Origin of the sequence: Variovorax sp. PCZ-1 (assembly GCF_018413605.1) — a bacterium.
GTDB lineage: Bacteria > Pseudomonadota > Gammaproteobacteria > Burkholderiales > Burkholderiaceae_C > JANMDU01.
Window position 1 is genome coordinate 281,702 of sequence record NZ_JAHCDN010000001.1, and the last position, 24,960, is coordinate 306,661.

Annotated in this window: 27 protein-coding genes; 21 read left to right on the forward strand and 6 right to left on the reverse strand. The window is 55.6% G+C overall.

Translation table 11 applies throughout. The features are described from left to right. Window positions 1-17 precede the first annotated feature (17 nt). The 4 genes from tldD (at window position 18) to KIH26_RS01460 (ending at window position 5,450) form a co-directional block, all read left to right on the forward strand. Complete coding sequence (tldD, locus tag KIH26_RS01445) at window positions 18-1,490, forward strand: metalloprotease TldD (protein ID WP_213441721.1); 1,473 nt, start codon at window positions 18-20, stop codon at window positions 1,488-1,490. A gap of 115 nt (window positions 1,491-1,605) precedes the next feature. Next, window positions 1,606-2,187, forward strand: coding sequence for a hypothetical protein (locus KIH26_RS01450; RefSeq protein ID WP_213441723.1), 582 nt, complete (start codon window positions 1,606-1,608; stop codon window positions 2,185-2,187). A gap of 187 nt (window positions 2,188-2,374) precedes the next feature. Next, entirely contained in the window at window positions 2,375-3,499 is a 1,125-nt protein-coding gene (locus tag KIH26_RS01455) for a 3-deoxy-7-phosphoheptulonate synthase (RefSeq protein ID WP_213441725.1), read from the forward strand. Between the two features lie 352 nt (window positions 3,500-3,851). Beyond that, window positions 3,852-5,450: a GMC family oxidoreductase gene (locus KIH26_RS01460; RefSeq protein WP_213441727.1), complete on the forward strand. Its 1,599-nt coding sequence runs from the start codon at window positions 3,852-3,854 to the stop codon at window positions 5,448-5,450. A 240-nt stretch (window positions 5,451-5,690) separates the two neighbouring features. On the opposite strand, the gene KIH26_RS01465 is transcribed toward KIH26_RS01460, so the two are convergent. Further along, window positions 5,691-6,788, reverse strand: coding sequence for an MBL fold metallo-hydrolase (locus KIH26_RS01465; RefSeq protein WP_249660906.1), 1,098 nt, complete (start codon window positions 6,786-6,788; stop codon window positions 5,691-5,693). An 84-nt stretch (window positions 6,789-6,872) separates the two neighbouring features. Beyond that, window positions 6,873-7,328, reverse strand: a complete 456-nt coding sequence (locus tag KIH26_RS01470) for a CopD family protein (protein ID WP_213441731.1) — start codon at window positions 7,326-7,328, stop codon at window positions 6,873-6,875. Between the two features lie 107 nt (window positions 7,329-7,435). On the opposite strand from KIH26_RS01470, the gene KIH26_RS01475 reads away from it, so the two are divergent. The 11 genes from KIH26_RS01475 (at window position 7,436) to KIH26_RS01525 (ending at window position 16,339) form a co-directional block, all read left to right on the forward strand. Further along, complete coding sequence (locus KIH26_RS01475) at window positions 7,436-7,939, forward strand: ATP synthase subunit I (protein WP_213441733.1); 504 nt, start codon at window positions 7,436-7,438, stop codon at window positions 7,937-7,939. An 18-nt stretch (window positions 7,940-7,957) separates the two neighbouring features. Further along, window positions 7,958-8,839, forward strand: coding sequence for a F0F1 ATP synthase subunit A (gene atpB / locus KIH26_RS01480; RefSeq protein WP_213441736.1), 882 nt, complete (start codon window positions 7,958-7,960; stop codon window positions 8,837-8,839). A gap of 57 nt (window positions 8,840-8,896) precedes the next feature. Then, complete coding sequence (gene atpE, locus KIH26_RS01485; protein WP_213441738.1) at window positions 8,897-9,145, forward strand: F0F1 ATP synthase subunit C; 249 nt, start codon at window positions 8,897-8,899, stop codon at window positions 9,143-9,145. Window positions 9,146-9,225: 80 nt separating this feature from the next. Next, on the forward strand, window positions 9,226-9,696 hold the full coding sequence (locus tag KIH26_RS01490) for a F0F1 ATP synthase subunit B (protein ID WP_213441740.1): 471 nt from the start codon (window positions 9,226-9,228) through the stop codon (window positions 9,694-9,696). Window positions 9,697-9,708: 12 nt separating this feature from the next. Then, the gene (locus KIH26_RS01495; RefSeq protein WP_213441742.1) at window positions 9,709-10,239 is read left to right on the forward strand and encodes a F0F1 ATP synthase subunit delta; all 531 of its coding nucleotides are present in this window, start codon (window positions 9,709-9,711) and stop codon (window positions 10,237-10,239) included. A gap of 48 nt (window positions 10,240-10,287) precedes the next feature. Beyond that, on the forward strand, window positions 10,288-11,841 hold the full coding sequence (atpA, locus tag KIH26_RS01500; protein WP_213441744.1) for a F0F1 ATP synthase subunit alpha: 1,554 nt from the start codon (window positions 10,288-10,290) through the stop codon (window positions 11,839-11,841). Between the two features lie 32 nt (window positions 11,842-11,873). Next, window positions 11,874-12,758 carry a F0F1 ATP synthase subunit gamma gene (atpG, locus tag KIH26_RS01505; protein ID WP_213441746.1) on the forward strand — a complete coding sequence of 295 codons (885 nt, stop codon included), beginning with the start codon at window positions 11,874-11,876 and terminating at the stop codon, window positions 12,756-12,758. Window positions 12,759-12,817: 59 nt separating this feature from the next. Then, window positions 12,818-14,251, forward strand: a complete 1,434-nt coding sequence (gene atpD / locus KIH26_RS01510) for a F0F1 ATP synthase subunit beta (RefSeq protein ID WP_213441747.1) — start codon at window positions 12,818-12,820, stop codon at window positions 14,249-14,251. 13 nt (window positions 14,252-14,264) lie between these two features. Beyond that, the gene (locus KIH26_RS01515) at window positions 14,265-14,681 is read left to right on the forward strand and encodes a F0F1 ATP synthase subunit epsilon (RefSeq protein WP_213441749.1); all 417 of its coding nucleotides are present in this window, start codon (window positions 14,265-14,267) and stop codon (window positions 14,679-14,681) included. Window positions 14,682-14,783: 102 nt separating this feature from the next. Beyond that, the gene (locus tag KIH26_RS01520; RefSeq protein ID WP_213441751.1) at window positions 14,784-15,455 is read left to right on the forward strand and encodes a cyclic nucleotide-binding domain-containing protein; all 672 of its coding nucleotides are present in this window, start codon (window positions 14,784-14,786) and stop codon (window positions 15,453-15,455) included. A gap of 11 nt (window positions 15,456-15,466) precedes the next feature. Continuing rightward, the gene (locus KIH26_RS01525) at window positions 15,467-16,339 is read left to right on the forward strand and encodes a LysR substrate-binding domain-containing protein (RefSeq protein WP_213441753.1); all 873 of its coding nucleotides are present in this window, start codon (window positions 15,467-15,469) and stop codon (window positions 16,337-16,339) included. Between the two features lie 92 nt (window positions 16,340-16,431). On the opposite strand, the gene KIH26_RS01530 is transcribed toward KIH26_RS01525, so the two are convergent. Further along, the gene (locus KIH26_RS01530) at window positions 16,432-16,893 is read right to left on the reverse strand and encodes a PaaI family thioesterase (RefSeq protein WP_213441755.1); all 462 of its coding nucleotides are present in this window, start codon (window positions 16,891-16,893) and stop codon (window positions 16,432-16,434) included. A gap of 141 nt (window positions 16,894-17,034) precedes the next feature. On the opposite strand from KIH26_RS01530, the gene KIH26_RS01535 reads away from it, so the two are divergent. Then, window positions 17,035-18,105: an enolase C-terminal domain-like protein gene (locus tag KIH26_RS01535; protein WP_213441757.1), complete on the forward strand. Its 1,071-nt coding sequence runs from the start codon at window positions 17,035-17,037 to the stop codon at window positions 18,103-18,105. A gap of 3 nt (window positions 18,106-18,108) precedes the next feature. Then, complete coding sequence (locus KIH26_RS01540) at window positions 18,109-19,602, forward strand: FAD-linked oxidase C-terminal domain-containing protein (RefSeq protein WP_213441759.1); 1,494 nt, start codon at window positions 18,109-18,111, stop codon at window positions 19,600-19,602. Window positions 19,603-19,958: 356 nt separating this feature from the next. Here the strand turns inward: KIH26_RS01540 and KIH26_RS01545 are convergent, their stop codons facing one another. The 3 genes from KIH26_RS01545 to KIH26_RS01555 all read right to left on the reverse strand — a co-directional run bounded on the left by KIH26_RS01545 (window position 19,959) and on the right by KIH26_RS01555 (window position 22,413). Further along, entirely contained in the window at window positions 19,959-21,110 is a 1,152-nt protein-coding gene (locus KIH26_RS01545; protein WP_213441761.1) for an aminotransferase class V-fold PLP-dependent enzyme, read from the reverse strand. A 68-nt stretch (window positions 21,111-21,178) separates the two neighbouring features. Further along, window positions 21,179-21,571, reverse strand: coding sequence for a thioredoxin family protein (locus KIH26_RS01550; RefSeq protein WP_213441763.1), 393 nt, complete (start codon window positions 21,569-21,571; stop codon window positions 21,179-21,181). A gap of 98 nt (window positions 21,572-21,669) precedes the next feature. Beyond that, complete coding sequence (locus tag KIH26_RS01555; RefSeq protein WP_213441765.1) at window positions 21,670-22,413, reverse strand: alpha/beta fold hydrolase; 744 nt, start codon at window positions 22,411-22,413, stop codon at window positions 21,670-21,672. Between the two features lie 106 nt (window positions 22,414-22,519). On the opposite strand from KIH26_RS01555, the gene KIH26_RS01560 reads away from it, so the two are divergent. The 4 genes from KIH26_RS01560 (at window position 22,520) to KIH26_RS01575 (ending at window position 24,894) form a co-directional block, all read left to right on the forward strand. Next, a complete protein-coding gene (locus KIH26_RS01560) occupies window positions 22,520-22,936 on the forward strand; it encodes a hypothetical protein (protein WP_213441767.1) in 417 nt (138 codons plus the stop codon). 62 nt (window positions 22,937-22,998) lie between these two features. After that, window positions 22,999-24,219 carry an MFS transporter gene (locus KIH26_RS01565; RefSeq protein WP_213444587.1) on the forward strand — a complete coding sequence of 407 codons (1,221 nt, stop codon included), beginning with the start codon at window positions 22,999-23,001 and terminating at the stop codon, window positions 24,217-24,219. Continuing rightward, a complete protein-coding gene (locus KIH26_RS01570; RefSeq protein ID WP_213441769.1) occupies window positions 24,216-24,656 on the forward strand; it encodes a PTS sugar transporter subunit IIA in 441 nt (146 codons plus the stop codon). The genes KIH26_RS01565 and KIH26_RS01570 overlap by 4 nt, the downstream gene beginning before the upstream one ends. After that, the gene (locus tag KIH26_RS01575; protein WP_213441771.1) at window positions 24,625-24,894 is read left to right on the forward strand and encodes an HPr family phosphocarrier protein; all 270 of its coding nucleotides are present in this window, start codon (window positions 24,625-24,627) and stop codon (window positions 24,892-24,894) included. The genes KIH26_RS01570 and KIH26_RS01575 overlap by 32 nt, the downstream gene beginning before the upstream one ends. Window positions 24,895-24,960 lie beyond the last annotated feature (66 nt).

Consider the following 24,960-nt stretch of genomic DNA (forward strand, 5'->3'; position numbering starts at 1 on the left):
CGGCCTAAAATAGCCCAATGATCTCCCGCGAACCCACCATTGAACGCTTGGCAACAGCACAAGCCCTCCTGCTCACTCCTTTTGGTCTGAATGAGAGCCACCTTTTCAAAGCACTTGATGTGATCAAAGCGCATCGTGTGGATGAAGCTGATTTGTATTTCCAATACACGCGCTCGGAAGGCTGGAGCTTGGAGGAGGGTATTGTAAAAACCGGCTCGTTCTCCATCGATCAGGGCGTAGGCGTGCGTGCGGTCAGTGGTGAGAAGACGGCCTTTGCTTATTCAGACGACATCTCTTGGGCATCACTCTTGGATGCAGCGCAAACTGTTCGCTCTATTGGTGCTGTTGGCGGCAAAAATAAAGCGCAGGGCGCTACTAAAAAGATAGCGTCTGCACGTCAACTGTATGGTGGCATTGATCCGATCTCGACATTAGACAGCACAACAAAAGTCAAGCTGCTGGAGAAAGTTGAGAAGCTCGCTCGTGCGAAGGACAAGCGCATCGTGCAAGTGATGGCAGGCTTGGCCAGCGAATATGACGTGGTGCTGATCGCGCGCGCAGATGGCACGCTGGCGGCTGACGTGCGCCCCCTGGTGCGCTTGTCTGTGACGGTGATTGCTGAGCAAAAAATTGGCGGCGAAATGAAGCGCGAGATGGGCTCAGGCGGTGGCGGCGGCCGCTTTGGGCTGGCTTATTTTGATGATGCACACATCGAAGAGTATGTGAGCAGTGCAGTCAAAGCGGCGCTCACGAATCTGGAATCCCGCCCTGCGCCTGCGGGCGAGATGACCGTGGTGCTCGGCCCCGGCTGGCCAGGTGTGCTCTTGCACGAAGCTGTTGGCCACGGCCTGGAAGGCGATTTCAATCGCAAAGGCTCCAGCGCCTTCGCTGGCATGATTGGCAAGCGCGTCGCTGCAAAGGGCGTCACGGTACTGGATGACGGCACGATTGCAGATCGCCGTGGCTCGCTCAATGTGGATGACGAAGGCCATGCCACGCAGAAAAATGTGCTGATCGAAGATGGCATCTTGAAGGGCTATATCCAAGACAGCATGAATGCGCGCTTGATGAAGGTCAAGCCCACAGGCAATGGCCGCCGCGAAAGCTATGCTGCAGTGCCCATGCCGCGCATGACCAATACTTACATGCTCGGCGGCGATAAAACACCAGAAGAAATCGTGGCCAGTATCAAGCGCGGCCTCTATGCCACGAATTTCGGTGGTGGGCAGGTGGATATCACCTCCGGTAAATTTGTGTTCTCTGCCAGCGAAGCCTTCTGGGTAGAAAACGGCAAGATTCAATACCCCGTGAAGGGCGCAACCATCGTGGGCTCAGGCCCCGAGTCGCTCAAAAAAGTCACGATGATCGGCAACGACCTCGCATTGGATTCTGGCGTGGGTGTCTGTGGCAAAGAAGGCCAGAGTGTTCCGGTCGGTGTCGGTCAACCGACATTGCGCCTGGAAGGGCTCACAGTAGGTGGCACAGCATGATGCTGCTGTGCAGCTTCGCAACAAAACTGCAAATTCTTACATCGCCCTTGCGGCGATAACGACTATTCGTCGGACGACCCTAAAATGAGTTGCTGTTTGCGCTGACAATCGCGCCATGTTCGGTCAATCACGATTCCAACTCAACGCTGAAACAGGGCTGCCTGATATTCGCGATTTTGCAGAATTTGGCGCAGCGCTGCGCAGCATGTCCACCGATGGTGAGACGCATCGCTTATCCGATGGCATGGGAGAGCTGTCTGCAGCCATTGAGCGTGTGGGAAAAGCCCTCTCCAGCCATCAGCGCGGCGCTACGGTAGGTCCGCTGCTTGTTGATTTACTCACAGCTTTGCGCAAGCATCGCCAGCTTGTTGTGAGCCTGTCGGAGAGCTGGCGCAGCCTCTACGAATACGCCTCTTACCTTGCTGCATTGAACAACTTCCGCGTGTTGGTCGGCCAATGGCTGGTCGAACGCAACATCAGCGGAGATAACGAGGTGGTGATTGAAGATTTCGAAATGATTGGCTGGCGCACTTTGGGGGAAGGCTTGATGATGATCGATATTCACGAGCAAGCTCTTTCGCAAGCTCACCAAGAATCCGCACTCGGCAATATCGATGAATCCCGCTTGGCCAAGGCCAAGAATTGGTGGGGGCAATTGCGAGGCAAACAGGAAGACTTTGAGCACTCCAACGCGTGATTTTTGAGCCTTGGCTATTCCGTGTTAACATTTCAGCTATGCAAAATTTCTTTTACTTTTACTTTTGGTTCTCAGTCCCCGGCGGACGAGAGGCAAATGCATAGGTAAATCCTGCACCCCTCATCAAACCGCCGGGCTCACAAGCTTAGGCGGTTTTTTTATGTTTTGTTATTTCTAGGAGCGCAATATGTCCAACACCAACAACCAAGACGCGTGGTATCCACCCGGCAGCCAACCGCAAGACCGCACCAGTCAAACCGACGACGCCCGCATCAAGGACATCACCGTGCTCCCTCCACCTGAACACCTCATCCGCTTCTTCCCGATTCGCGGCACGCCCATCGAATCGCTGATCGAGCGCACGCGCAAAAGCATTCAAAACATCATGCACGGCAAAGATGATCGCCTGCTGGTAGTGATCGGCCCTTGCTCGATTCACGATCCTGCTGCTGCGCTGGATTACGCACGTCGCTTGAAGGATGTGCGCGAGAAGTACGCTGACACTTTAGAAATCGTGATGCGCGTGTATTTCGAAAAGCCGCGCACCACCGTGGGCTGGAAAGGTCTCATCAACGACCCATACCTCGATGAGAGCTACCGCATCGACGAAGGCCTGCGCATTGCGCGTCAATTGCTCATTGAAATCAACCGTATTGGCTTACCTGCAGGCAGCGAATTCCTCGATGTGATCTCGCCGCAATACATCGGCGATCTGATCGCTTGGGGCGCAATCGGCGCGCGCACCACCGAGAGCCAAGTGCATCGTGAGCTCGCTTCTGGCCTCTCTGCACCGATTGGCTTCAAAAACGGGACTGACGGCAACATCAAAATTGCTACCGATGCGATTCAAGCCGCAGCCAACGGTCATCACTTTCTATCCGTGCACAAAAACGGCCAAGTGGCCGTGGTGCAAACCAATGGCAACAAAGATTGCCATGTGATTCTGCGCGGTGGCAAGGCGCCGAACTACGATGCAGCAAGCGTCGCCGCTGCGTGCAAAGATTTAGCTGCGGCCAAGCTGCCGCAAACCTTGATGGTCGATTGCAGCCACGCGAATTCATCCAAGCAGCATGAGAAGCAGCTCGATGTGGCGCGCGATATTGCAACGCAGATTCAAGGTGGCAGCAAGAGCGTTTTCGGCGTGATGCTGGAAAGCCACCTCAATGCCGGCGCTCAAAAATTCACCCCCGGCAAAGACGATGTTGCCAAGCTTGCCTACGGCCAAAGCATCACCGACGCTTGCTTGGGTTGGGATGATTCGATGGCAGCTTTGCAAGTCTTGTCGCAAGCTGTGAAGGCGCGTCGAAATTAATTGGGGTCAGAACCTAATTAATTTTCCTCGGTGTGCTCTGGTTTGGGCACGCCGGTTTCGGTTGGGCTATCCCCCTCCGAAAATGTCCTCCGGCTGGCGCTGCGCGCGTGCCTCCCCCTTTATTTTTCTGCGGGAGATAGCCCAACCGAAATCGGCGGACTAAGGCCATGTGCTCTCAAAAGATAAACGTTTAACGCTATTAAATATATAGCATCTTACGCAGTAAATACGCCGGCTAACTGCCATTTTCTATCTCAAAGCTAGTCTTAAGGGTAATTCCGCATCATTTATGGTGTGGGTCTCTAAAAACTCTTCGCGCACGGGCTTACCATGTGTGCGAGGAGATATTGAGATGTTTGACTACGTGATCGTTGGTGGTGGCTCGGCCGGTTGTGTGTTGGCCTCGCGCCTGAGTGAAGATCCTGCTATTCGTGTGGCGCTATTGGAAGCGGGGCCGGTAGATTCTTCCATCTTGATCCATTGCCCTGCTGGTTTGGCAGTGATGGCGCAAACGAAGATTGCCAACTGGGCTTACGAAACCGTGCCGCAAAAAGGCTTGAATGGCCGCAAAGGCTATCAGCCGCGCGGCAAAGTGTTGGGCGGCTCCAGCTCGATCAACGCGATGATCTACGCGCGTGGCCAGCATCAAGACTATGACGATTGGGCGGCAGAGGGCAACGCTGGCTGGGCGTGGAACGATGTGCTGCCCTACTTCAAACGCTCAGAGCACAACGAGCGCGGCGCGAGTGATCTGCATGGCACGGGTGGCCCGCTCAACGTCAAAGACCTCACCACGCCCAATCGCTTCGGCCCTATCTTCGTCGAAGCAGGCCGCCAAGCCGGTTACCCGGTCAACCATGACTTCAATGGCGCGAGCCAAGAAGGTGTGGGTATGTATCAGGTGACCCATAAAAACGGCGAGCGCTGGAGCGCGGCCAAAGGCTATCTCACGCCGAATTTAGGCCGCCCCAATCTGCAAGTCATCACCGGCGCGCATGCCACGCGCGTTCTGTTTGAAGGCAAGCGCGCTACTGGCGTGGAGTATCGCCATGAAGGCCAGCTTAAGACGATTCAGGCCGCAGGCGAAGTGTTGCTCAGCGGCGGCGCATTCGCATCGCCCCAGCTCCTCATGCTCTCAGGCGTGGGCGCAGGCGCGCATCTGCAAGCCAATGGCATCAGCACGCTGCATGATCTGCCTGGCGTTGGCCAGCATTTGCATGATCACATGGATGCCGTGCAGGTGTATAACGCGCCGCAGCTCACCGATCTCTTCGGCCTCTCGTTCACCGCCATGATCAATGGCTTCAAAGGCATCATGGAATGGCGCAACACGCGCACCGGCATGATGACGACCAACTTCGCCGAAGCCGGCGGCTTCATCAAAAGCTCGCCCGATGAATCGCGCCCCGATCTGCAATTCCATTTTGTCATTGGCAAGCTCATCAACCACGGCCGCACACCCACCTGGGGTCATGGCTACTCCTGCCACGTCTGCGTGCTCCGCCCCAAGAGCCGAGGCAGTGTGCAGCTCGCGAGCAAAGATCCCTTCGCCGCGCCGCTCATCGATCCCGCATTCATGCAAGATGCGGATGACGTGCAACGCATGGTCAAAGGCTTCAAGCTCATGCGCGCTCTCATGAATCAGCCAGCACTCGCAGGCTTTGCCGGCAAAGAGCTGCCGCTCTCAGGCACATCGCAAACCGACGCGCAAATCGAGCAATTCATCCGCAACAACGGCGACACGATTTATCACCCTGTAGGCACTTGCCGCATGGGCAATGGAGCGCTTGATGTTGTCGATGCCCGCCTGCGAGTTCACGGCATGCAAAACCTCCGGGTCATCGACGCATCCATCATGCCTGCTCTGGTCAGCGGCAACACGAATGCTCCTACGATCATGATTGCGGAGAAGGCGGTGGATATGATTCGTGAAGATGCACGTAGCGCTTGAATTTGAAGCGTTTTGAGCATATCGCCGGCATAGATACTGCGCAGAGTGCTATTGAATTAATAGTAGAGAAAAACTGGGGTCAGATCCCAATTCAAGACAACGATCTAACCGGCGCGCATTCAGGACGAGATGAAGCTGGGCTTTGACCCTCATTTTTCTCTATCACGCTACTAATTCAATAGCGTTCTGCGCAATCAGTATGCCGGCTAACTGGCCAAAATGCTCAATAAGACTTGGCAATCAAGGTGTTGGCTTTCGGCGAGGCAATTTCAAAGTCTGCCCAATCGCCATCACATCAAAGGCCTCTTGTGGCAGTTTTTTTGCATCGCGCGCCACAGCCAAATCTTTTGGCGGTTGATCGAGCGATTCATCGGTCAAATCAAACGTGCCCCAATGGATGCCGATGCTGCGTTTGGCTTTTAAATCGAGATGGATTTGCACGGCTTCTTCGGGGTTGACGTGTTGCTCTTTCATGAACCATCTGGGTTCGTATGCGCCGACGGCGATGAGTGCCATATCGAAACCGCCGCCTAAGCTTTCAGTCTGCCGCGCGGCGAAGTGCTTTTGCGTGTCAATGAAATCTTGGGAGTAGCCGGTGTCGCCGCCGAAGTAGAAATGGAAATCGGGGGCAAACACAGCGAATGCGCCCCAGAGGGTGGCGCGGCGGTCGGAAAGACCTCGGGCGCTCCAGTGCTGCACGGGTGTGAAATGCACTTCGACTTGGCCGGCGGGCAGCTTGACGGTTTGCGTGTCCCACCAATCCATTTGCTGCACGTTCGTGATGCCTTCGGCGGCCATCCATTTTTTTACGCCAAGGGGCACGAGGAAGAGAGGCGCGCCGCCGGGCTGTGCATTCAGTGCTTTCACGCTGGCGGTATCCAGATGGTCGTAATGGTTGTGGGATAGGAGCACGAGGTCAATGCGCGGCAGGTCTTTCAAAGCGATGCCGGGAGGCTGATAGCGCTTGGGGCCTGCGAAGCTGAAAGGCGAAGCGCGTTCTGAAAACACGGGGTCGGTCAAGATATTGAGCCCACCCATTTGCACCAGCATCGTCGCATGGCCGATCCAAGTGATGGCGGGTGCTTGGGCACTGCCAATGTTTGCGCTTACAAACTTCAAATCAGGTGCGACGACGGCTGTGGGCTTTTCGGGCGGCTTGGGCAGGCCGGCGCGGGCGCGCTCGAATTGCCAGCGCAGCAGATCTAAGCGCGATTTGTCGGTGGCATCGGTGTAGTTGTTTTGGAAACCATCGGGGCGGTGGTGTTTTTTAGCGGCGTTGTAGTCTTCGTTCACAGTGGAGCAGGCGCTGAGGCCTAGAAGGGATGAAAATGCTATCAAAAGAATAGCTGTTCGCGCAGTATCTACGCCGGCGAATCGATGATTTCGCTTAAAAAATGCCATATAAGCTACGATACAAAGCCTTTAGAGCAGGCGCACAGCTGCCACGGCAGCGCAGCCCAAAATGAAGTTCAGCACCACGAGTTTGTGGATTTGCCCTGCTTTAGCTGCGGCAGTTGGCCAGTTCGCAGCATCAACCGCACGCTTGAGCCCTTTAAATCCCGCAAAATAAATGTGGCCAAACACCAGCATCATCGTGATCCCGAGGCCAAACATCAGATGCCAGCCCAGGGGGATACTGGGCATGCCCACAGCTTTTGCGCCAGCGCCATACAAATGCAAACCGCTGAGCAAAAGCACGGCAATTGCTCCGAGCACGATAGCAAAGAAGCGTTGCAGCACTTGAGCCAGGAAGGACAGGCGCGCTGCGCCTTCGAGCTGCGCGAGCAGTGCGGGACGCAGTGCAAAGAGCATGAAGGCCATGCCGCCAAGCCAGACGATGCCGGCTGCCAGATGAAGGAGTTTGATGAAGGTGATCATGGGTGGATTGTGCCCCTAGGGGCAAGTCACTACGTACGTGTGGGTTTCTACGTAGTTTCAACTTATAATCAAAGGCTTTGCTAAATGTGCAGTCACAAGTGCTTTCCGTGAAATCCTCCGCGAACTCCCCTGTGATGGCTCAAGTTAGTGAAGACACATCGAGTCCAGAAGAAGAATTGCCTGCCCCCTGGAGCGCTGAACAAGCGCAGGCCTGGAGGCAAACGCAGCAACCGATGCCCTTGTGGCTCTTGGTGCTTGCCCAATTCGGCGTCGGTGCGGTAACGGCCCTGGTGGCTTTTGCGGCGTTTGGCGTCACTGCGGGTCTGTCGGCGGGATACGGCGCTTTGTGTGCCGCATTGCCCTCGGCTCTTCTGGCACGCGGTATGCGCTCGGCGCTCTCGCGTGGGAATCCTGTGGTGGGATTTATGGTGTGGGAGCTAGTCAAGATGGCTTTGGGTGCAGCGATGCTGATTGCAGCGCCCAAACTGCTCGGTACGGTCAACTGGTTTGCCCTGCTGATCGGCCTGATCCTGACGCTCAAAGTGATATTTTTGGCGGCGTTGTGGCCTTACAAGGCGGCAACGAAGTCAGCTGGTGATCTTCATAATTAACTTTTGACAATTCAAAGTATGGCCTCCGGAACAGCACCACCTACAGCGAGTGAATACATCGTTCACCACCTGCAGCATCTGCAGATGAATTTCTCCTTCGAGAGTGTCAAACAAACCAATATTGTTGACTTCTCCCTCTTCAACCTAGATTCCGTTTTTTATTCAACAATCCTCGGTATCTTGGGCTGCTTCCTCTTATGGAAAGCTGCACGCAAAGCCACTTCTGGCGTGCCAGGCCGCTTCCAAGCCGCTGTAGAAATTTTGTCTGAGCTGGTAGAAAACCAAGCCAAGGGCGTGATCAAGAACCCCGTCAGCCGCAAACTCGTTTCTCCCCTCGCACTCACAGTGTTCGTCTGGATTTTCCTGATGAATGCGATGGACATGATTCCTGTGGACCTGCTGCCACACGCATGGCACACCGTCGGCCCAGCGCTAGGTTTCAAAGACTACATGCGCGTGGTGCCTACCGCTGATCTTTCTACGACTCTGGGCTTGTCTTGCTCGGTGCTCCTTGTCTGTATCTTCTACAACATCAAGATCAAAGGCGCTGGCGGCTGGATTCATGAGTTGTTTGCTGCGCCGTTCGGCGACAAGTGGTTCCTCTACCCCGTGAACTTCTTGATGCAGATGATCGAATTCTTGGCCAAGACCGTGTCCCATGGCATGCGACTCTTCGGCAACATGTTTGCTGGCGAACTCGTGTTCATGCTGATCGCGCTCATGGGCGGCGTGTGGGCTTGGAATTTCAACCCCCTCACAGGCGGCTTCTGGCTCGGTTTTGGTCACATCGTGGCCGGCACAGTCTGGACGCTCTTCCACATTCTCGTGATCACGCTGCAAGCATTTATCTTTATGATGCTTACCCTGATCTATGTTGGTCAAGCGCACGACGCGCATTGATCAAAATAAGTTTCTCACTTCCCTCAACCTTCCATTTCTAACTTTTAAGGAATCATCATGGAAAACGTTCTCGGTCTCGTTGCTTTGGCTTGTGGTTTGATCGTTGGTCTCGGCGCTATTGGCGCTTCGATCGGTATCGCTCTGATGGGCGGCAAATTCCTCGAGTCTTCTGCACGTCAACCTGAGTTGATGAACGAACTGCAAACCAAGATGTTCATCTTGGCCGGTTTGATCGACGCTGCGTTCCTGATCGGCGTGGCTATCGCTCTGCTGTTCGCCTTCGCCAACCCATTCGTGTTGAAGTAATTCCGCAACGTCTGTCACTTGCCTTGGGTAACGTCTATGCGTGCTCAGGACATCTCAGTCATTAACGGGTTTCTTTTGTCATGAATATCAATTCCACCCTGTTCCTGCAGGCGATCGTATTTGCGATCTTGGTGTGGTTCACCATGAAATATGTGTGGCCTCCTATCACCAAGGCGCTGGACGAGCGTGCTGCCAAAATCGCTGACGGTTTGGCTGCGGCTGATAAAGCCAAGTCTGAGCTGGCCTCGGCCAATCAGCGCGTCGAGCAAGAGCTGGTCACGTCTCGCAATGCTTCCCAGCAGCGTTTGGCCGATGCCGAGCGTCGTGCGCAAGCCATTGTTGACGAAGCCAAAGGCAAAGCGTCTGAAGAAGCCGCAAAAATTGTTGCCGCCGCTCAAGCTGATGCTGCACAGCAAACGCTTCGCGCCAAAGATGCTTTGCGCGAGCAAGTTGCCGTGCTGGCTGTCAAAGGTGCTGAGCAAATCCTGCGCAAAGAAGTGAACGCTTCTGTCCACGCCGATTTGCTGGGTCGCCTCAAGGCTGAGCTGTAAGGACAACGCGCCATGGCCGAACTCGCTACCATTGCCCGCCCTTACGCCGAAGCCCTGTTCAAGGCAGCTCGCGCTGATCTGCAAGCCGCAGACGCTTGGCTCCAGCCTTTGGCGCAAGTTGCCAGCAACCCTCAGTTGCAAGAATTTGCCGCCAACCCCAAAGTCAGCAGCGCTCAAGTGTTTGAATTGCTCAGCGGCGTGGCCAAAGTCACGCTGCCAGAGAATGGCAAAAACTTCCTTGAAACCGTGATTGACAATGGCCGCGTGAGTGCCTTGCCCGAGATTGCAGCCCAGTTTCGCGCCTTGAAAAATGCGCAAAGCGGTTCATCAGACGCCATCGTGCAAAGTGCCTTCCCGATTGAAGGTGCAGCGCTGGCCGATGTGAGCGCCTTGCTTGAGAAACGCTTTGGCCGCAAGCTCAATGCAAAAGTGCAATTGGTGCCCGAGCTGATCGGCGGCATTCGCGTGGTGGTGGGTGATGAGGTGCTTGATACCTCCGTCAAATCTCGCCTCGAACAGATGAAAACAGCGTTGATGGCTTGAATTTAAGAATTCGCCATTGACGTAACTTGAAAGAAAAGGATAAGTGCCATGCAACTCAATCCCGCAGAAATTTCCGAGCTGCTGAAAAGCCGCATCGAAGGCCTGTCTGGTAACACAGACGTCCGTAACCAAGGCACCGTGGTCTCCGTGACCGACGGTATCGTCCGCGTGCATGGCCTGTCCCATGCGATGCAGGGCGAGATGCTTGAATTCCCCTCTGCACCAGACGGCAGCGCATCCTTCGGCCTCGCGCTGAATTTGGAGCGTGATTCCGTGGGCGCCGTGATTTTGGGCGCTTATGAGCACATCTCTGAAGGCGATGTGGTCAAGTGCACCGGCCGCATTTTGGAAGTGCCTGTGGGCCCTGAGCTGATTGGCCGTGTGGTCAACGCGCTCGGTCAGCCTATTGATGGCAAAGGCCCAATCAACGCCAAGATGACCGATGTGATTGAGAAGGTTGCGCCCGGCGTGATCGCGCGTCAGTCTGTGGATCAGCCGATGCAAACTGGCCTGAAGTCCATTGACTCGATGGTTCCAGTCGGCCGTGGCCAGCGCGAGCTGATCATTGGTGACCGCCAGACCGGTAAAACCGCTGTGGCGATTGACGCGATCATCAACCAAAAAGGTCAGAACATGACCTGCGTTTATGTCGCGATTGGCCAAAAAGCCTCGTCGATCAAAAACGTGGTGCGCGCTCTCGAGCAAGCTGGCGCGATGGAGTACACCATCGTCGTGGCCGCTTCTGCTTCTGAGTCTGCAGCGATGCAATACGTGTCGGCCTACTCTGGCTGCACCATGGGCGAATACTTCCGCGATCGCGGCGAAGACGCGCTGATCGTGTATGACGATCTCTCCAAGCAAGCTGTGGCGTATCGCCAAGTGTCTTTGCTCTTGCGTCGCCCACCAGGCCGCGAAGCCTATCCTGGCGACGTGTTCTATCTCCACAGCCGTCTGCTCGAGCGCGCAGCTCGCGTGAACGCTGATTACGTGGAAGCCTTCACCAAAGGCGCAGTGAAGGGCAAGACAGGTTCTTTGACCGCTCTGCCAATCATCGAAACACAAGCCGGTGACGTGTCTGCCTTCGTGCCGACCAACGTGATCTCGATCACCGACGGTCAGATTTTCTTGGAAACCAGCCTGTTCAACGCCGGTATCCGTCCCGCTATTAACGCCGGTATCTCCGTGTCCCGCGTCGGTAGCTCGGCTCAAACCAAGATCATCAAAGGTCAATCCGGTGGTATCCGTACCGACTTGGCGCAGTACCGTGAATTGGCCGCTTTCGCGCAGTTCGCTTCTGATCTCGACGAAGCCACTCGCAAGCAGCTCGATCGTGGCGCACGCGTGACCGAGCTCTTGAAGCAAAAGCAATACAGCCCACAGTCCATCAGCATGATGGGAGCGACGCTGTTTGCCGTGAACAAAGGCTTCATGGACGATGTGGAAGTCAAGAAGATTCTGTCTTTCGAAGCTGGCCTGCAAAGCTACCTCAAAGACAAGCACGCTGCCCTGCTCGCCAAAGTGGAAAGCACCAAGGCGCTGGACAAAGACGGCGAAGCTGAGTTGATGACTGCTGTTGCAGCGTTCAAGAAAACCTTCGCTTAATTCCATTTTTGACCACATCCTAGGAGTCAACAATGGCAGCAGGCAAGGAACTACGCACCAAGATCAAATCGGTGGAAAACACCAAGAAGATCACCAAGGCCATGGAAATGATCTCGGTCTCCAAGATGCGCAAGGCGCAGGAGCGGATGCGCGCAGCACGGCCTTACAGCGAAAAAATTCGCTCTATTGCCAACAACCTCGGGCAAGCCAATCCTGAGTATGTGCACACCTTTATGAAGAAGAACGATGGTAAATCGGTCGGCTTCATTGTGGTGACCACTGACAAAGGCTTGTGCGGCGGTTTGAACACCAATTTGCTCCGCGCTGTGACCGCGAAATTGCGCGAGGCGCAATCAAGCGGCAAAACGCCAAAAGCAGTTGCCATCGGCAGCAAAGGCTTGGGCTTTTTGAATCGCGTCGGCGCAAAGGTCGTCTCGCATATCACGCATTTGGGTGATCGCCCGCATCTGGACAAACTGATTGGCCCGATGAAGGTCATGCTCGATGCATATGCAGCGGGCGAAGTCAGCGCGGTCTATATTTGCTACAACAAGTTTGTCAGCACCATGAGCCAAGTGCCCACGGTCGATTTGCTCCTGCCTTTGTCGGCAGAGCAAATGCAAGCGGAATCCAAAGCAGCGGGCAACCAGCACTCGTGGGATTACATCTACGAGCCGGACGCGCAAACCGTGATCGACGAACTGCTCGTGCGCTATGTGGAAGCACTGGTCTATCAGGCCGTCGCAGAAAACATGGCCTCTGAGCACGCCGCTCGCATGGTGGCCATGAAGGCCGCGACAGACAACGCAGGTAACGTGATTGCAGAACTCAAGCTCGTCTACAACAAGACGCGCCAAGCCGCCATCACCAAAGAACTGTCTGAGATCGTCTCGGGCGCAGCTGCTATCAGTGGTTAAGCGTTCAAGCCCATCCAACAGTCCCTCAAATTAGTTTTATTTAATCGGAGCAACGCAAAATGGCTCAAGCAGGTACAGCCTCTACAGGCATTCAAGGCAAGATCGTTCAGTGCATCGGCGCTGTGGTTGACGTGGAATTTCCACGCGACAAAATGCCTAAAGTTTATGACGCGCTCAAAATGGACGGCACCGCGCTGACCCTCGAAGTGCAGCAGCAATTGGGCGACGGCATTGTGCGTACCATTGCTCTCGGCTCATCCGACGGCCTGCGCCGCGGCATGGTCGTTACCAACTCCGGCAACCCCATCACTGTGCCCGTCGGTAAAGCCACCCTCGGCCGCATCATGGACGTGCTGGGCAATCCGATTGACGAGCGCGGCCCTGTGAGCGCAGCTCTGTCTGCATCGATTCACCGCAAAGCTCCAACCTATGACGAACTCAGCCCTTCGCAGGAATTGCTCGAGACCGGTATCAAGGTGATTGACCTCGTTTGCCCGTTCGCCAAAGGCGGTAAAGTGGGCTTGTTCGGCGGCGCTGGCGTGGGCAAGACCGTGAACATGATGGAACTCATCAACAACATCGCTAAAGCTCACTCGGGTCTGTCCGTGTTTGCTGGCGTGGGCGAGCGTACCCGTGAAGGTAACGACTTCTACCACGAGATGGCGGATTCCAAAGTGGTGGATCTAGAGAACCTTGAGAACTCCAAAGTAGCCATGGTGTACGGCCAAATGAACGAGCCACCAGGCAACCGTCTGCGCGTTGCTTTGACCGGCCTGACCATCGCTGAATCTTTCCGTGACGAAGGCAAAGACGTTTTGTTCTTCGTGGACAACATCTACCGCTACACCTTGGCCGGTACCGAAGTGTCTGCGCTCTTGGGTCGTATGCCTTCCGCTGTGGGCTACCAGCCTACTCTGGCCGAAGAGATGGGTCGCTTGCAAGAGCGTATTACGTCTACCAAGGTCGGTTCGATCACCTCCATTCAGGCCGTGTACGTGCCTGCTGACGATTTGACCGATCCTTCTCCAGCAACGACCTTCGCTCACTTGGATTCCACCGTGGTGTTGTCTCGTGACATCGCTTCGCTCGGTATCTATCCTGCTGTGGATCCACTCGACTCCACCAGCCGCCAGCTCGATCCATTAGTCGTCGGTGCAGATCACTACGAAACCGCTCGCGCTGTGCAGGGTACCTTGCAGCGTTATCGCGAACTGCGCGACATCATCGCCATCATGGGCATGGACGATTTGGCGCCTGAAGACAAGTTGGCCGTGGCACGCGCTCGTAAGATTCAGCGTTTCCTTTCCCAGCCTTTCCACGTGGCTGAAGTGTTCACCGGCTCACCCGGCAAATACGTCACCTTGGCTGAGACGATTCGCGGCTTCAAGATGATCGTCAACGGCGAGTGCGATGCACTGCCAGAGCAGGCCTTCTACATGGTCGGCGGCATCGATGAGGCCTTTGAAAAGGCCAAGAAACTGGCCGCAGCCTAAAGGAAACTGAAGCATGAGCACCATTCACGTTGATGTGGTCAGTGCCGAGCAGTCCATCTTCTCGGGCGAAGCCAAATTTGTGGCTTTGCCTGGCGAAGCCGGTGAGTTGGGCATTTACCCACGCCACACCCCCTTGATCACCCGCATCAAGGCCGGTTCGGTGCGTATTGAAAAAGCCGATGGCAGCGAAGAATTCGTCTTCGTCGCTGGCGGCATTCTCGAAGTGCAACCTGGTTGCGTGACCGTCTTGTCAGACACCGCGATTCGCGGCGACGATCTGGACGAAGCCAAAGCCAACACGGCACGCCAAGCTGCTGAAGAAGCTCTGAAGAATGCCAAAGGCGAGCTCGATTTGGCCAAAGCTCAGAGCGAACTCGCTGTCTTGGCAGCGCAAGTTGCTGCACTGCGCAAATTCCGCCAGAAGAAATAAAGAAACGTCAGCGATCTGACTTATTTCACAAAACACCCCATGCATTGTCCAAGTGCATGGGGTTTCTTTTTATCGCAGTTGTGGCTAGACATAGAATAAACAATGCATACCAATCTGGGCGAACTCCACAACATCTCTGAAAAAGATGCCGCTCACCTGTTGGTGACGGAATCCGCATTGGGGCAATTGGGCTTCAAAGATGCACAACGAGTCGTGAGATACATGAAGCCAAAGCGCATCAAGGCTGGCGGCGCATTGATACGAGAAGGCGAGAAGGTGCACAACGATTTCATGATGCTGATCCTCTCGGGCGATGTGCGAGTGGAAAGCCTCTCGGCGGGCGCTGCTGAAGAGGTGGTGGTCACCGTCATGGGGGCAGGCAGTTTGATTGGCGAGATGGGCATGATCAACGACACCGCCCGTTCTGCAACTTGTATTGCATCCACCGAGCTCGCTGTGGCCGTGCTCTCACGCGCAAGTATGAAGAAAATGATGGCTGAAGAAGCTGAGCTTGCATCCCGCTTTCTGCTCGCTATCTCCAGCCGCTTGGCGGAGCGATTGCGTGACACCACCACCAAGCTCAAAAAATTTATCCAGCTTAATGCCATGCTGCAAAAAGAAGTCTATGCCTTGATGGATGGGCAAAGTGCTAAACAAAAATTAAGCCGCAGCGAAATGCCCACCGAACAAATGGCCTTGGAGACTCGGCCTGTAGCTCTGATGGAAGCTTACATCTCGCCGGCAAAGGCGCGCAGCCTCGCTCGCAAAGCTTAAACTCACTAGCTGTGAGTTCTCGCATCCCTCCCATCCAATGCCTGCTGACTTTTGAAGCCCTCGCGCGCCTGCGCAGCGTGACGCAAGCGGCTGAAGAGCAATGCGTCACGCCCAGCGCTGTGAGCCATCGAGTACGGCAGTTAGAAGAATTGCTTGGCGCGAAGCTGTTTGGCCGCGCAGACTTTTCGCTCACCACTGAAGGCAGCGAATACCTCGCGCATGTGCGCGAAGGTTTGCAATCGCTGCAGAAATTTCCGAGTAGCGAGGCTGTGCAGGGCAAGCGCAAGCTGCGCGTGGCCGTTACGCCTACTTTTGCGCGCTCCATCTTAATGCCTCGCCTCAAGACATTCACAGACGCCTATCCTGAGATTGATCTCACACTGCAGGTGAGCATTCCGCTACTGGATGTGGTGGCCGAGGATGCGGATTTAACGATTCGCTTTGGCACAGGGCGCTATGCCGACGTGGAGCATGTTTGTTTGTTCAAGGACAAAGTCACACCGCTCGCGTCACCGGCTTATATCCGCGAGCATGGACCGTTTGAAGCTACGCAAGATTTGGAGAAAGCCAAGCTGCTCAGAAGCCCGCTCGAGCCTTGGCGCACATGGTTTGCAGCGCACCAGCTTGATTGGCCGGAGCCGCTGGATGGCTCCAGCTTCAACGACATTGGCCTCATGTGTGATGCCGCCGCTGCCGGCATGGGCGTAGCCCTCGTGCGCCTCAAGCTCGGCGCGCCTTGGCTCGCAAGTGGGCAACTCGAACGCCTGTTTGATGAAGACATCCCTAGCCCGCATGCGCATTACCTGTGCTGGCGCACGGGTGCGCTGGATCGCTGGGAGGTGGCTGCGTTTGCTGAATGGTTGAAGAAGGCTTGTATTGCTTAATCACTTGGTCTGATTGCAGGGCTAGATTTAAAGCAAAAAGTGGCATGTCGTCGGCTTAGAATCTGCGCAGCATGCTACTATTTTTATAGTATTCATTTGATCTGAAAAGGCTTACACGTCGTCGTGGCGATGCACACCAGGCGATAGGATGTGTCGTTGTTCACATCCGCTTGCGCCCAGACTTCTGCAGTAGACACAGCATGCGTGCTACCGCGTTGCATGTTGCGCCCGACAGCGATCAGCCGTGCTCCTGCTGCGGGTGCGAGATTGTGCACCTCGAAGCCCGTGGTGGAGGCGATCCAGCCGGGCTCTAGGGTGCACGCTGCTGCGCTCACACCTGCATAGTCTGCCAACGTGCCTACGATGCCGCCTTGCACCACACGGCCATCGAAAGTGAGCTCTGGTTTCACGGGCAACTCGATCACCGAGATGCCTTCAAGGTCAAAACCGAGCACTCGCAAGCCTAGCCATTTGGATGCAGGCATAGCGTGGATACTGGCTATTAAGTCTTTGCGGCAATCAGGGGAAATGTTAGGTAATTGAAATGCGCTCATGGCTTGCTCCTGAAAATTGGATGATCTGGTTTGCTGCTGTCTCTGTCAGTCTCGTGCCTGACAGGTAACATGAGCGAATTTCATGCAGCCCCTACAAAAAATCTCAAACGCACTTCACGGATCTAGAGTCACAATGAAGCCATGAAAATCACTGCATTAAGAGTACAAACTGCGCTCGTGCCGCTGCCCGAGCCGCATCGCACGGCTTCTGGTGTGGTGGCCGCTTCGCCGCTGGCGTTACTCACTGTGGAGACGGATGCTGGCGTGCAAGGCCGGAGTATGTTGTTTACCTACACGCCTGCGGCTCTCAAACCCACTGCGGATTTGCTGCGCGGTATGGAAGCGTTAATCGTGGGGCAGGAGCTTGCGCCTGCTGCACTTTGGCAGAGCCTGCATGCGCGCTTTCGTTTGCTGGGCACGCAGGGCTTAGTGGGCATGGCGCTCTCTGGCATTGATATGGCTTTGTGGGATGCTTTGGCACATGCGCAAAAGTTGCCTATGTATGCTCTGCTGGGCGCGCAAGCCAAGCCGATCAAGGCTTATGGGGCGGTGGGGTATGACGGTGTGGAAGGCTCCGCAAAAGTGGCTGAGAGCTGGGCGAAGAAAGGCTTTAAAGGTGTGAAGGCGAAGATTGGCTATCCAACGCTCGCGGAAGACCTTGCCACGATTCGCGCGATGCGAGCCGCTGTAGGCAAAGACGTGGCGATCATGGTGGATTACAACCAATCGCTCACGCACACCGAGGCTGCGAAGCGCTTGCATGCGCTCGATGGCGAGGGTTTGGAGTGGATTGAAGAGCCGGTGCTCGCGCACGATTACGCGGCTTTCGTGAAGCTTTCGCAAGGTACGCGCACGCCTTTGCAAGTGGGCGAAAACTGGTGGGGGCCGTTGGATTTTCGGCATGCGTTCAATGCCGGTGTGCGCTCACTGGTGATGCCTGATGTGATGAAGTGCGGCGGCGTGACGGGCTGGCAGCAGATTGCGAGCATGGCGAGTGTGTATGGCGTGCCTTGCTCGAATCACCTTTGGCCTGAGATCAGCGCGCATCTGCTATGCGCTACGCCAACGGCGCATTGGTTGGAATATGCAGATTGGTGGAATCCGATTTTGCAAGAGCCGCTGCCTATTGAGCAAGGCATGGCTATCGCGAGCGATGCACCTGGCAGCGGCGTGCGATTTGATCAAGCTGCCATCGAGAAGTACACTGTTTAAATTATGAACGTACCTGTCAACCCTCAATTGCTACGAAAAACAGAGCGCATCGCGCAGATTCTGCAAGCTATGAAGGCTGTTTTGCCTTCGCATGCGATTCTTCATGCGAATGAAGATACAACGCCCTATGAATGCGATGGGCTTACAGCCTATCGCCAGAGGCCTCTGTGTGTGGTGTTACCCGAAACGTATGAACAAATCGCCGCTGTGCTCAAAGCTTGCCATGCGTTGCAAGTGCCAGTGGTCGCGCGCGGCGCAGGCACGGGGCTCTCTGGCGGGGCGATGCCGCATGAGATGGGTGTGACGCTTTCTCTCGCTAAATTCAACAAGATTTTGAAGATCGACAAATACAGCCGAACGGCGGTGGTGCAGTGTGGTGTGCGCAATTTGGCGATCAGTGAGGCCGCTGCATCGTATGGGCTTTACTACGCACCTGATCCGAGCAGCCAGATTGCTTGCACGATTGGTGGCAATGTGGCGGAGAACTCTGGTGGTGTGCATTGCTTGAAATACGGCCTCACGCTGCACAACGTGATGAAGGTCAAAGGTTTCACAGTCGATGGCGAACCGGTTGAGTTTGGCTCTGATGCACTTGATACTGCTGGCCTTGATCTGCTACCCCTGATCGTCGGCTCAGAAGGCATGCTCGCAATCACAACCGAAGTGACGGTGAAGCTCACACCCAAGCCGCAACTCGCTCGCTGCATCATGGCCAGCTTTGATGATTTGCGCAAGGCAGGAGATGCGGTGGCTGCGGTGATTGCAGCCGGCATCATCCCCGCAGGCTTGGAGATGATGGACAAGCCGATGACGGCAGCCGTGGAAGATTTCGTGCACGCGGGCTACGACTTGAACGCAGAAGCAATTTTGCTCTGCGAGTCCGATGGCACACCAGAAGAAGTGGAGGAAGAAATTGGCCGCATGTCTGAAGTGCTCAAAGGCGCGGGCGCAACGCAAATCTCAGTGAGCCAAAACGAAGCAGAGCGCTTGAAATTCTGGAGTGGCCGCAAAAATGCCTTCCCCGCGAGTGGCCGCATGAGCCCGGATTACATGTGCATGGACAGCACGATTCCACGCAAGCGCCTCGCTGATATCTTGCTGGCGATTGCGGAGATGGAAAAGAAATACCAATTACGTTGCGCCAATGTCTTCCATGCAGGCGATGGTAATTTGCATCCGCTGATTTTGTTTGATGCGAACGATCCTGATCAACTGCATCGCTGTGAACTTTTCGGTGCAGATATCCTAGAGACCAGTGTCGCCATGGGCGGCACAGTCACAGGTGAGCATGGCGTTGGCGTTGAGAAACTGAACTCCATGTGTGTGCAATTTTCAGCAGCAGAGAACGAGCAAATGTTTGGCATCAAGCGCGCGTTTGATCCGCTGGGTTTGCTCAATCCGGGCAAGGTGATCCCGACTTTGAATCGCTGTGCGGAGTATGGAAGAGAGTTAGTTCGCGCTGGCAAGGTCAAGCATCCTGATTTGCCGCGTTTTTAGTTTCTTGGCGCTAAGTGGCTTGTGTAAATCGCCAGCGCTGACGCTATCCCACTCCGCGAATGTCCTCCGGCGTGCTGCGCCCACCTCCCCCTTTATTTCGCTGCGTGGGACAGCATCATCACTGGCGATTTACGCAAGCAGTTGATTGGTGTGGATAGTTCTGATTTCAACGCGGCAAGGTCTTAGAAGTAGTCTATGCAGGAGTGCAAAGACTTCAGCATTCCGATGAGGCCTCGGCTGTGATTGGGTTGTTTCTCGCAGCGACATAAAGGAGGAGACGGCGAAGCCGGCGGGGGACAGTCGCGGAGGGGAACAGCCCAAGCGCAGCCGAGGCCGTGCTAACCAGAAAGAAACCTTCAAGCCGCCAAAGGCTGAGCCGTCAAACCAAGTTGATCCAGCGCATGCGACAAATGCGACACCGTGCGATCCACGTTATGCCACTTGTCGAGACCGAATAAACCAATGCGGAAGGTTTTGAAATCCGCGCCTTCATCGCATTGCAGAGGCACACCAGCCGCAGTTTGCAAACCTTGCGCCAAGAATTTTTTGCTGGATTGCAACTCAGGATCGTTGGTGTAGCTCACCACCACGCCGGGCGCTTTGAAGCCATCGGCTGCCACGCTGTGGATGCCGCGTGATTCAAAGAGGGCGCGAACCTTTGTGCCGAGCTCGATTTGTTCTTCGCGGACTTTTGCAAAACCATAGAGCTGTGTTTCTTTCATCACGGCGCACAGACGCGTGAGCGCATCCGTGGGCATGGTGGTGTGATAAGCGTGCGCGCCGCTCTCATACGTTTGCATGATTTGCAGCCATTTCTTCAAGTCGGCGGCAAAGCTGCTGCTTGTGGTGCTATCAATGGCGGAGCGAGCGCGTTCGCTCATCATCACCATGGCGCAGCAAGGGGAGCTGCTCCAGCCTTTTTGTGGGGCGGAGATGAGCACATCGACACCTGTGGCTTTCATATCGACCCACATCGCGCCAGAGGCAATGCAGTCGAGCACGAAGAGGCCGCCTACGGCATGCACGGCATCAGCGACTTGTTTGAGGTAGTCATCGGGCAAGACCATGCCGGCGGAGGTTTCGACGTGCGGTGCGAAGACGACGACGGGTTTGAGTTCGGCGATTTTTGCAACCACTTCTGCTATTGGAGCGGGAGCCCAAGGCTGTTGCACGCCTGAGCGCACGGGGCGAGCTTTCATCACGGTGGCCTGAGATGTGATCTTGCCCATATCGATGATCTGCGTCCAGCGGTAGGAGAACCAGCCATTGCGGATGATGATCACAGGTTTGTCACCCGCGAACTGCCGCGCCACAGATTCCATGCCGAATGTGCCGCTGCCGGGCACGAGGGCGACGCTGTGTGCGTTGTAAACGGTTTTCAGCATGCTGGAGATATCGCGCATCACGCCGCCGAATTGTTGGCTCATGTGGTTGAGCGAGCGGTCGGTGTAGACCACAGAAAATTCAAGCAGACCGCTGGGGTCAACATTGGGCAGTAATCCGGGCATGGTGGGCTCCTCAGTAATTCGTAAGGGGCGATCAGGTTAGCACAGCCTGTGTTTGATTGCACGCGGGCTTAACGCGCAGCTTTGAGGCGCGCACGCGCGGTGGCTAAGCGCTCATCCAAAATCGCACCAAGGAAATCCGCAGAAGCGACGCCCTCGATGCGCGGTGCGAGTTCTTGGCCGGCTTTGTCAAAGAAGAGCAAGGTGGGTGTGTTGGTGACTTTGAGTGCCGCGCTGAATGCAGAGGGCGTGATGCGTTGGGCTTTGAAATCTAGCAGTGTGCGGCTGCGCTCATTGATCATGAATTCGTAGGCTGCCACGCCTTCGCTTTGCATAGGGATCAAATAATTTCTTCTCAGCAACTCGCACCAAGGGCAACCGGGGAGGCTGACCATGAGCACCAAAGGCTCGCCGTGCGCGTTGGCCTGCGCTGCGGCTTGGCGCAGGTCTGCAGGCCATGGCAAGAGTGGTTTTTGAGTGTCATTTTGGGCTATCGCAGGCAAAGAATATGCGCAGAGTGCTACTGTATTTGTAGCGTTTAAGATGAAGACGCGGCGTTCAATCATTGTGCGCAATGCAGCAAAATGCCAGCCAACTCTTTTGGCGCGCTCACCATGGGGTCGTGTCCGGTGTTCATCACCACGAGCTTGGATTTGGGCAGCCAATGCCCATCCCAGGTATCGGCACTGCGAGCGCGCTCGCGGCTGGCGTTGATCGTGGCCAGGGGCGGATTGACGCAATCAATAAATGTTCGTGGCACGGCACCTAAGCGCGCCATGTCAAACTGCACCGGATCGGTGTAGGGGCCGAAGGGATGTGGCGTTTGGCGGCGGTTGACCCAAGCGGCATCCTTGCCTTCCAAGCCAAATACGCTAGCATCGGGTGGGGGCAGGGCATTTAGCGGGTGCGCAGCCGCAGCGGCGGCGCGCGCGATGCGGGTGGCTTCTGGATGTTTATCGCCCCAAGCTTCAGCAGGCTTGGGCACACTGGCATCGAGATACACCAGATGGCGAAGACGGGTGGGTTGCGTCGCTATCAAGTGGTCGGCAGCCCCTGTGACCACCATCCCTGCATAGCTGTGGCCAACCAGGACCACATCTTGCAATTCTTCCGCTTCGATCAGATTCGCCACATCAGTGATATGCGTTTGGAGCGTGATCTCGCGCGAGAGCAAATGCGCGCGTTCGCCCACGCCCGTGAGGGTGACGGCATGTGCTGTGTGCGAGCCAGTGCGCAAAAGCGGCAGTACGCGAGACCAGCACCATGCGCCGTGCCAGGCGCCATGAACCAAAACGAAATTTGCCATAAAGAGACTCTCCAGCTGTTATTGTGCTTCCAAACGATAATACGGTATGTTTTTTGATAAAAATCAGCACTTTGGCGGCGTATCTATTGCGCGAACAGCTATAAAAATGATAGTTATTGCAGCTGCTCTCACCAGCTGCACGCCCGCTTTTAACTGGCGCGAGGTGGGCTTTGATCAGGCTGGCGTGACAGCGCTCTTGCCATGTAAACCTGATCGTGGCTCACGTGCCGTGCAGCTGGCTGGGCAGGCCATGCAGATGAGCATGGCGGGCTGTGAGGCAGGTGGTGCGATGTTTACTGTCTCGCTCGTAGAAGTGCCTGCAAATGCTTTGTTGCAAGCTATTCAAGAGGATTTGAAAGCGAATAGCAAGGCCACACACAGCCGCCAGCTCGCGCATGGCCGCTTCATCGCGCAGGCCGCGATTTACGGGCAGCCTGCGCAGGGCAGCGATGGCCCGAGCGCTTTTTCATCCCAAGCGGTGGAGACGTTTTTGAGCAATCTGAAGATGGTGGGTGCGAAATGAGTGGGGTAGGCAACACGATCACGCAAGCGCCCCAGGACAAGTTGACGAGCGTGGCAGTCAGTATGTCACGCAGCTTGGCGGTGCAAGTATTTCTGGCTTTTGCCTTGGCGTATTTTTTATCGGCCTTGATTCGCGCCATCACAGCCACACTCGCGCCCACGCTACGTCTGGAATTTGCGCTCACCGCTGGCGATTTGGGACTGCTGGCCGGAGGGTACTTTTTGGGCTTTGCGCTCACGCAATTGCCACTTGGCCGCTGGCTGGATCGCTATGGCCCCAAGCGCGTGATTTTGTGTTTCTTGAGCGTGGCGGTGGTGGGTTGCATTGCGTTTGCACTGGCACCGAATTTCGCAGGACTGTTGGCCGCTCGCGTGCTCTGTGGTGTGGGCGTGAGTGCTTGCTTGATGGCTCCGCTCACTGCGTATCGGCTGTGGTTTGCGCCGCAATCGCAAATGCGCGCCAATTCTTGGATGCTGATGACGGGTTCGCTCGGCATGGTGGCCTCCACGCTGCCTGTGCAATGGCTGCTGCCGCAAACGGGTTGGCGCATGCTGTTTGTGGGATTGGCCGTTTTAGTGCTGCTCGCCATACTGGTGCTCTGGCTGCGCTTGCCGCGCCCTGAAAAGCCCAAACAAGCATCACAGGAAGGCTTACTCGTAAGCTACCTGCCCATTTGGCGGCATCCGTATTTCCAAAGACACTTGTGGATGGGTTTTTTCAGCTATGGCGGTTTGATGGCGATTCAAACGCTGTGGGCGGGGCCGTGGTTGGTACAGGTCAGTGGCGTGACGCCTGGGCAAGCAGCGCAGGGCTTGTTTTGGCTCAATGTCTGCATGCTCTGCACCTTCTGGACCTGGGGTGCGATCAATCCTTGGCTCAACGCGCGCGGTTGGCATGCGGATGCCATGCTTTCGCGCGGCATACCTCTGAGTTTGGCGGTGCTTGCATGGATTTGCTACGCTGGTGGCGCGGTGCAATGGTGGCATTGGGCCTTGTTTTGTATGGCGTCTAGTTTCATGTCACTGGCGCAGCCGGCAACCGCCATGGCCTTTCCCAAAGAAATCGCAGGTCGCGCGCTCAGTGCTTACAACTTGGTGATTTTCTCGGGCACGTTTATCGTGCAGTGGGGTATTGGCATGTTGATTGATCTGGGCAAAAACTGGGGCTTGAGCACCACAGATGCTTTCCGACTGGCGCTTGGGGTATTCCTGATTTGCTCTACAGCCGGATATTTGCGATTTGTTCTGGATAATCGTGCCATCAGCACTGTCAAACCCACGTGAACCATATTCTTATCATCGCCCATGCGCCGCTGGCCTCAGCTTTGAAGGCCTGCGCGCTACATGTGTTCCCAGATTGCAATCCGCACGTGTCAGCAATGGATGTGCCGCCTAATATGCCGCCTCAAGAAAGCGTGGCGCAGGCGCGCGTGTTGCTCGCACAACAGGGCTCAGATGCCTTGCTGCTGACCGATGTGTTTGGCGCCACGCCCAGCAACATCGCCAAGCAACTCACCGATGGCATCCGCACGCGCTTGCTCACGGGCGTGAACCTGCCCATGCTGCTGCGCGCCGTCACATATCGGCATGAGTCTCTGGATGTGCTCGTGCAACGCGCGCTGGCCGGTGGTTCGCAAGGCGTGATGCAAGTGGCCGTGACTGCTCCTCAAAATCAAACTCTTAAAAATCATGATTCAAACGACCATCAAAGTCAGCAATAAATTAGGCTTGCATGCCCGAGCGTCTGCAAAACTCACCAAATTAGCTGGTAGCTTCCCGTGCGAAGTGTGGCTCTCGCGTGGTGAGCGCAAGGTCAATGCCAAATCCATCATGGGTGTGATGATGCTCGCTGCGGGCATCGGCGTGGATGTGGTGCTGGAGACGAATGGTGATCAAGAGCAGGCTGCATCGGATGCGATCAATGCGCTCTTCGCTGATAAGTTCGGAGAAGGCGAATGATTGCCCCCGCGCTCTCCCGCTGCGCGTGGATCGCTGCCCCAAGCTGGAAGAAAGGCTCCAGCGCTG

Bases quoted from the DNA above. Each gene is read 5' to 3' on its own strand.
- tldD (WP_213441721.1), top strand. From the start codon at position 18: ATGATCTCCCGCGAACCCACCATTGAACGCTTGGCAACAGCACAAGCC.
- KIH26_RS01450 (WP_213441723.1), top strand. From the start codon at position 1,606: ATGTTCGGTCAATCACGATTCCAACTCAACGCTGAAACAGGGCTGCCT.
- KIH26_RS01455 (WP_213441725.1), top strand. From the start codon at position 2,375: ATGTCCAACACCAACAACCAAGACGCGTGGTATCCACCCGGCAGCCAA.
- KIH26_RS01460 (WP_213441727.1), top strand. From the start codon at position 3,852: ATGTTTGACTACGTGATCGTTGGTGGTGGCTCGGCCGGTTGTGTGTTG.
- KIH26_RS01470 (WP_213441731.1), bottom strand. From the start codon at position 7,328: ATGATCACCTTCATCAAACTCCTTCATCTGGCAGCCGGCATCGTCTGG.
- atpB (WP_213441736.1), top strand. From the start codon at position 7,958: ATGGCCTCCGGAACAGCACCACCTACAGCGAGTGAATACATCGTTCAC.
- atpE (WP_213441738.1), top strand. From the start codon at position 8,897: ATGGAAAACGTTCTCGGTCTCGTTGCTTTGGCTTGTGGTTTGATCGTT.
- KIH26_RS01490 (WP_213441740.1), top strand. From the start codon at position 9,226: ATGAATATCAATTCCACCCTGTTCCTGCAGGCGATCGTATTTGCGATC.
- KIH26_RS01495 (WP_213441742.1), top strand. From the start codon at position 9,709: ATGGCCGAACTCGCTACCATTGCCCGCCCTTACGCCGAAGCCCTGTTC.
- atpA (WP_213441744.1), top strand. From the start codon at position 10,288: ATGCAACTCAATCCCGCAGAAATTTCCGAGCTGCTGAAAAGCCGCATC.
- atpG (WP_213441746.1), top strand. From the start codon at position 11,874: ATGGCAGCAGGCAAGGAACTACGCACCAAGATCAAATCGGTGGAAAAC.
- atpD (WP_213441747.1), top strand. From the start codon at position 12,818: ATGGCTCAAGCAGGTACAGCCTCTACAGGCATTCAAGGCAAGATCGTT.
- KIH26_RS01515 (WP_213441749.1), top strand. From the start codon at position 14,265: ATGAGCACCATTCACGTTGATGTGGTCAGTGCCGAGCAGTCCATCTTC.
- KIH26_RS01520 (WP_213441751.1), top strand. From the start codon at position 14,784: ATGCATACCAATCTGGGCGAACTCCACAACATCTCTGAAAAAGATGCC.
- KIH26_RS01530 (WP_213441755.1), bottom strand. From the start codon at position 16,893: ATGAGCGCATTTCAATTACCTAACATTTCCCCTGATTGCCGCAAAGAC.
- KIH26_RS01535 (WP_213441757.1), top strand. From the start codon at position 17,035: ATGAAAATCACTGCATTAAGAGTACAAACTGCGCTCGTGCCGCTGCCC.
- KIH26_RS01540 (WP_213441759.1), top strand. From the start codon at position 18,109: ATGAACGTACCTGTCAACCCTCAATTGCTACGAAAAACAGAGCGCATC.
- KIH26_RS01545 (WP_213441761.1), bottom strand. From the start codon at position 21,110: ATGCCCGGATTACTGCCCAATGTTGACCCCAGCGGTCTGCTTGAATTT.
- KIH26_RS01555 (WP_213441765.1), bottom strand. From the start codon at position 22,413: ATGGCAAATTTCGTTTTGGTTCATGGCGCCTGGCACGGCGCATGGTGC.
- KIH26_RS01560 (WP_213441767.1), top strand. From the start codon at position 22,520: ATGATAGTTATTGCAGCTGCTCTCACCAGCTGCACGCCCGCTTTTAAC.
- KIH26_RS01565 (WP_213444587.1), top strand. From the start codon at position 22,999: ATGTCACGCAGCTTGGCGGTGCAAGTATTTCTGGCTTTTGCCTTGGCG.
- KIH26_RS01575 (WP_213441771.1), top strand. From the start codon at position 24,625: ATGATTCAAACGACCATCAAAGTCAGCAATAAATTAGGCTTGCATGCC.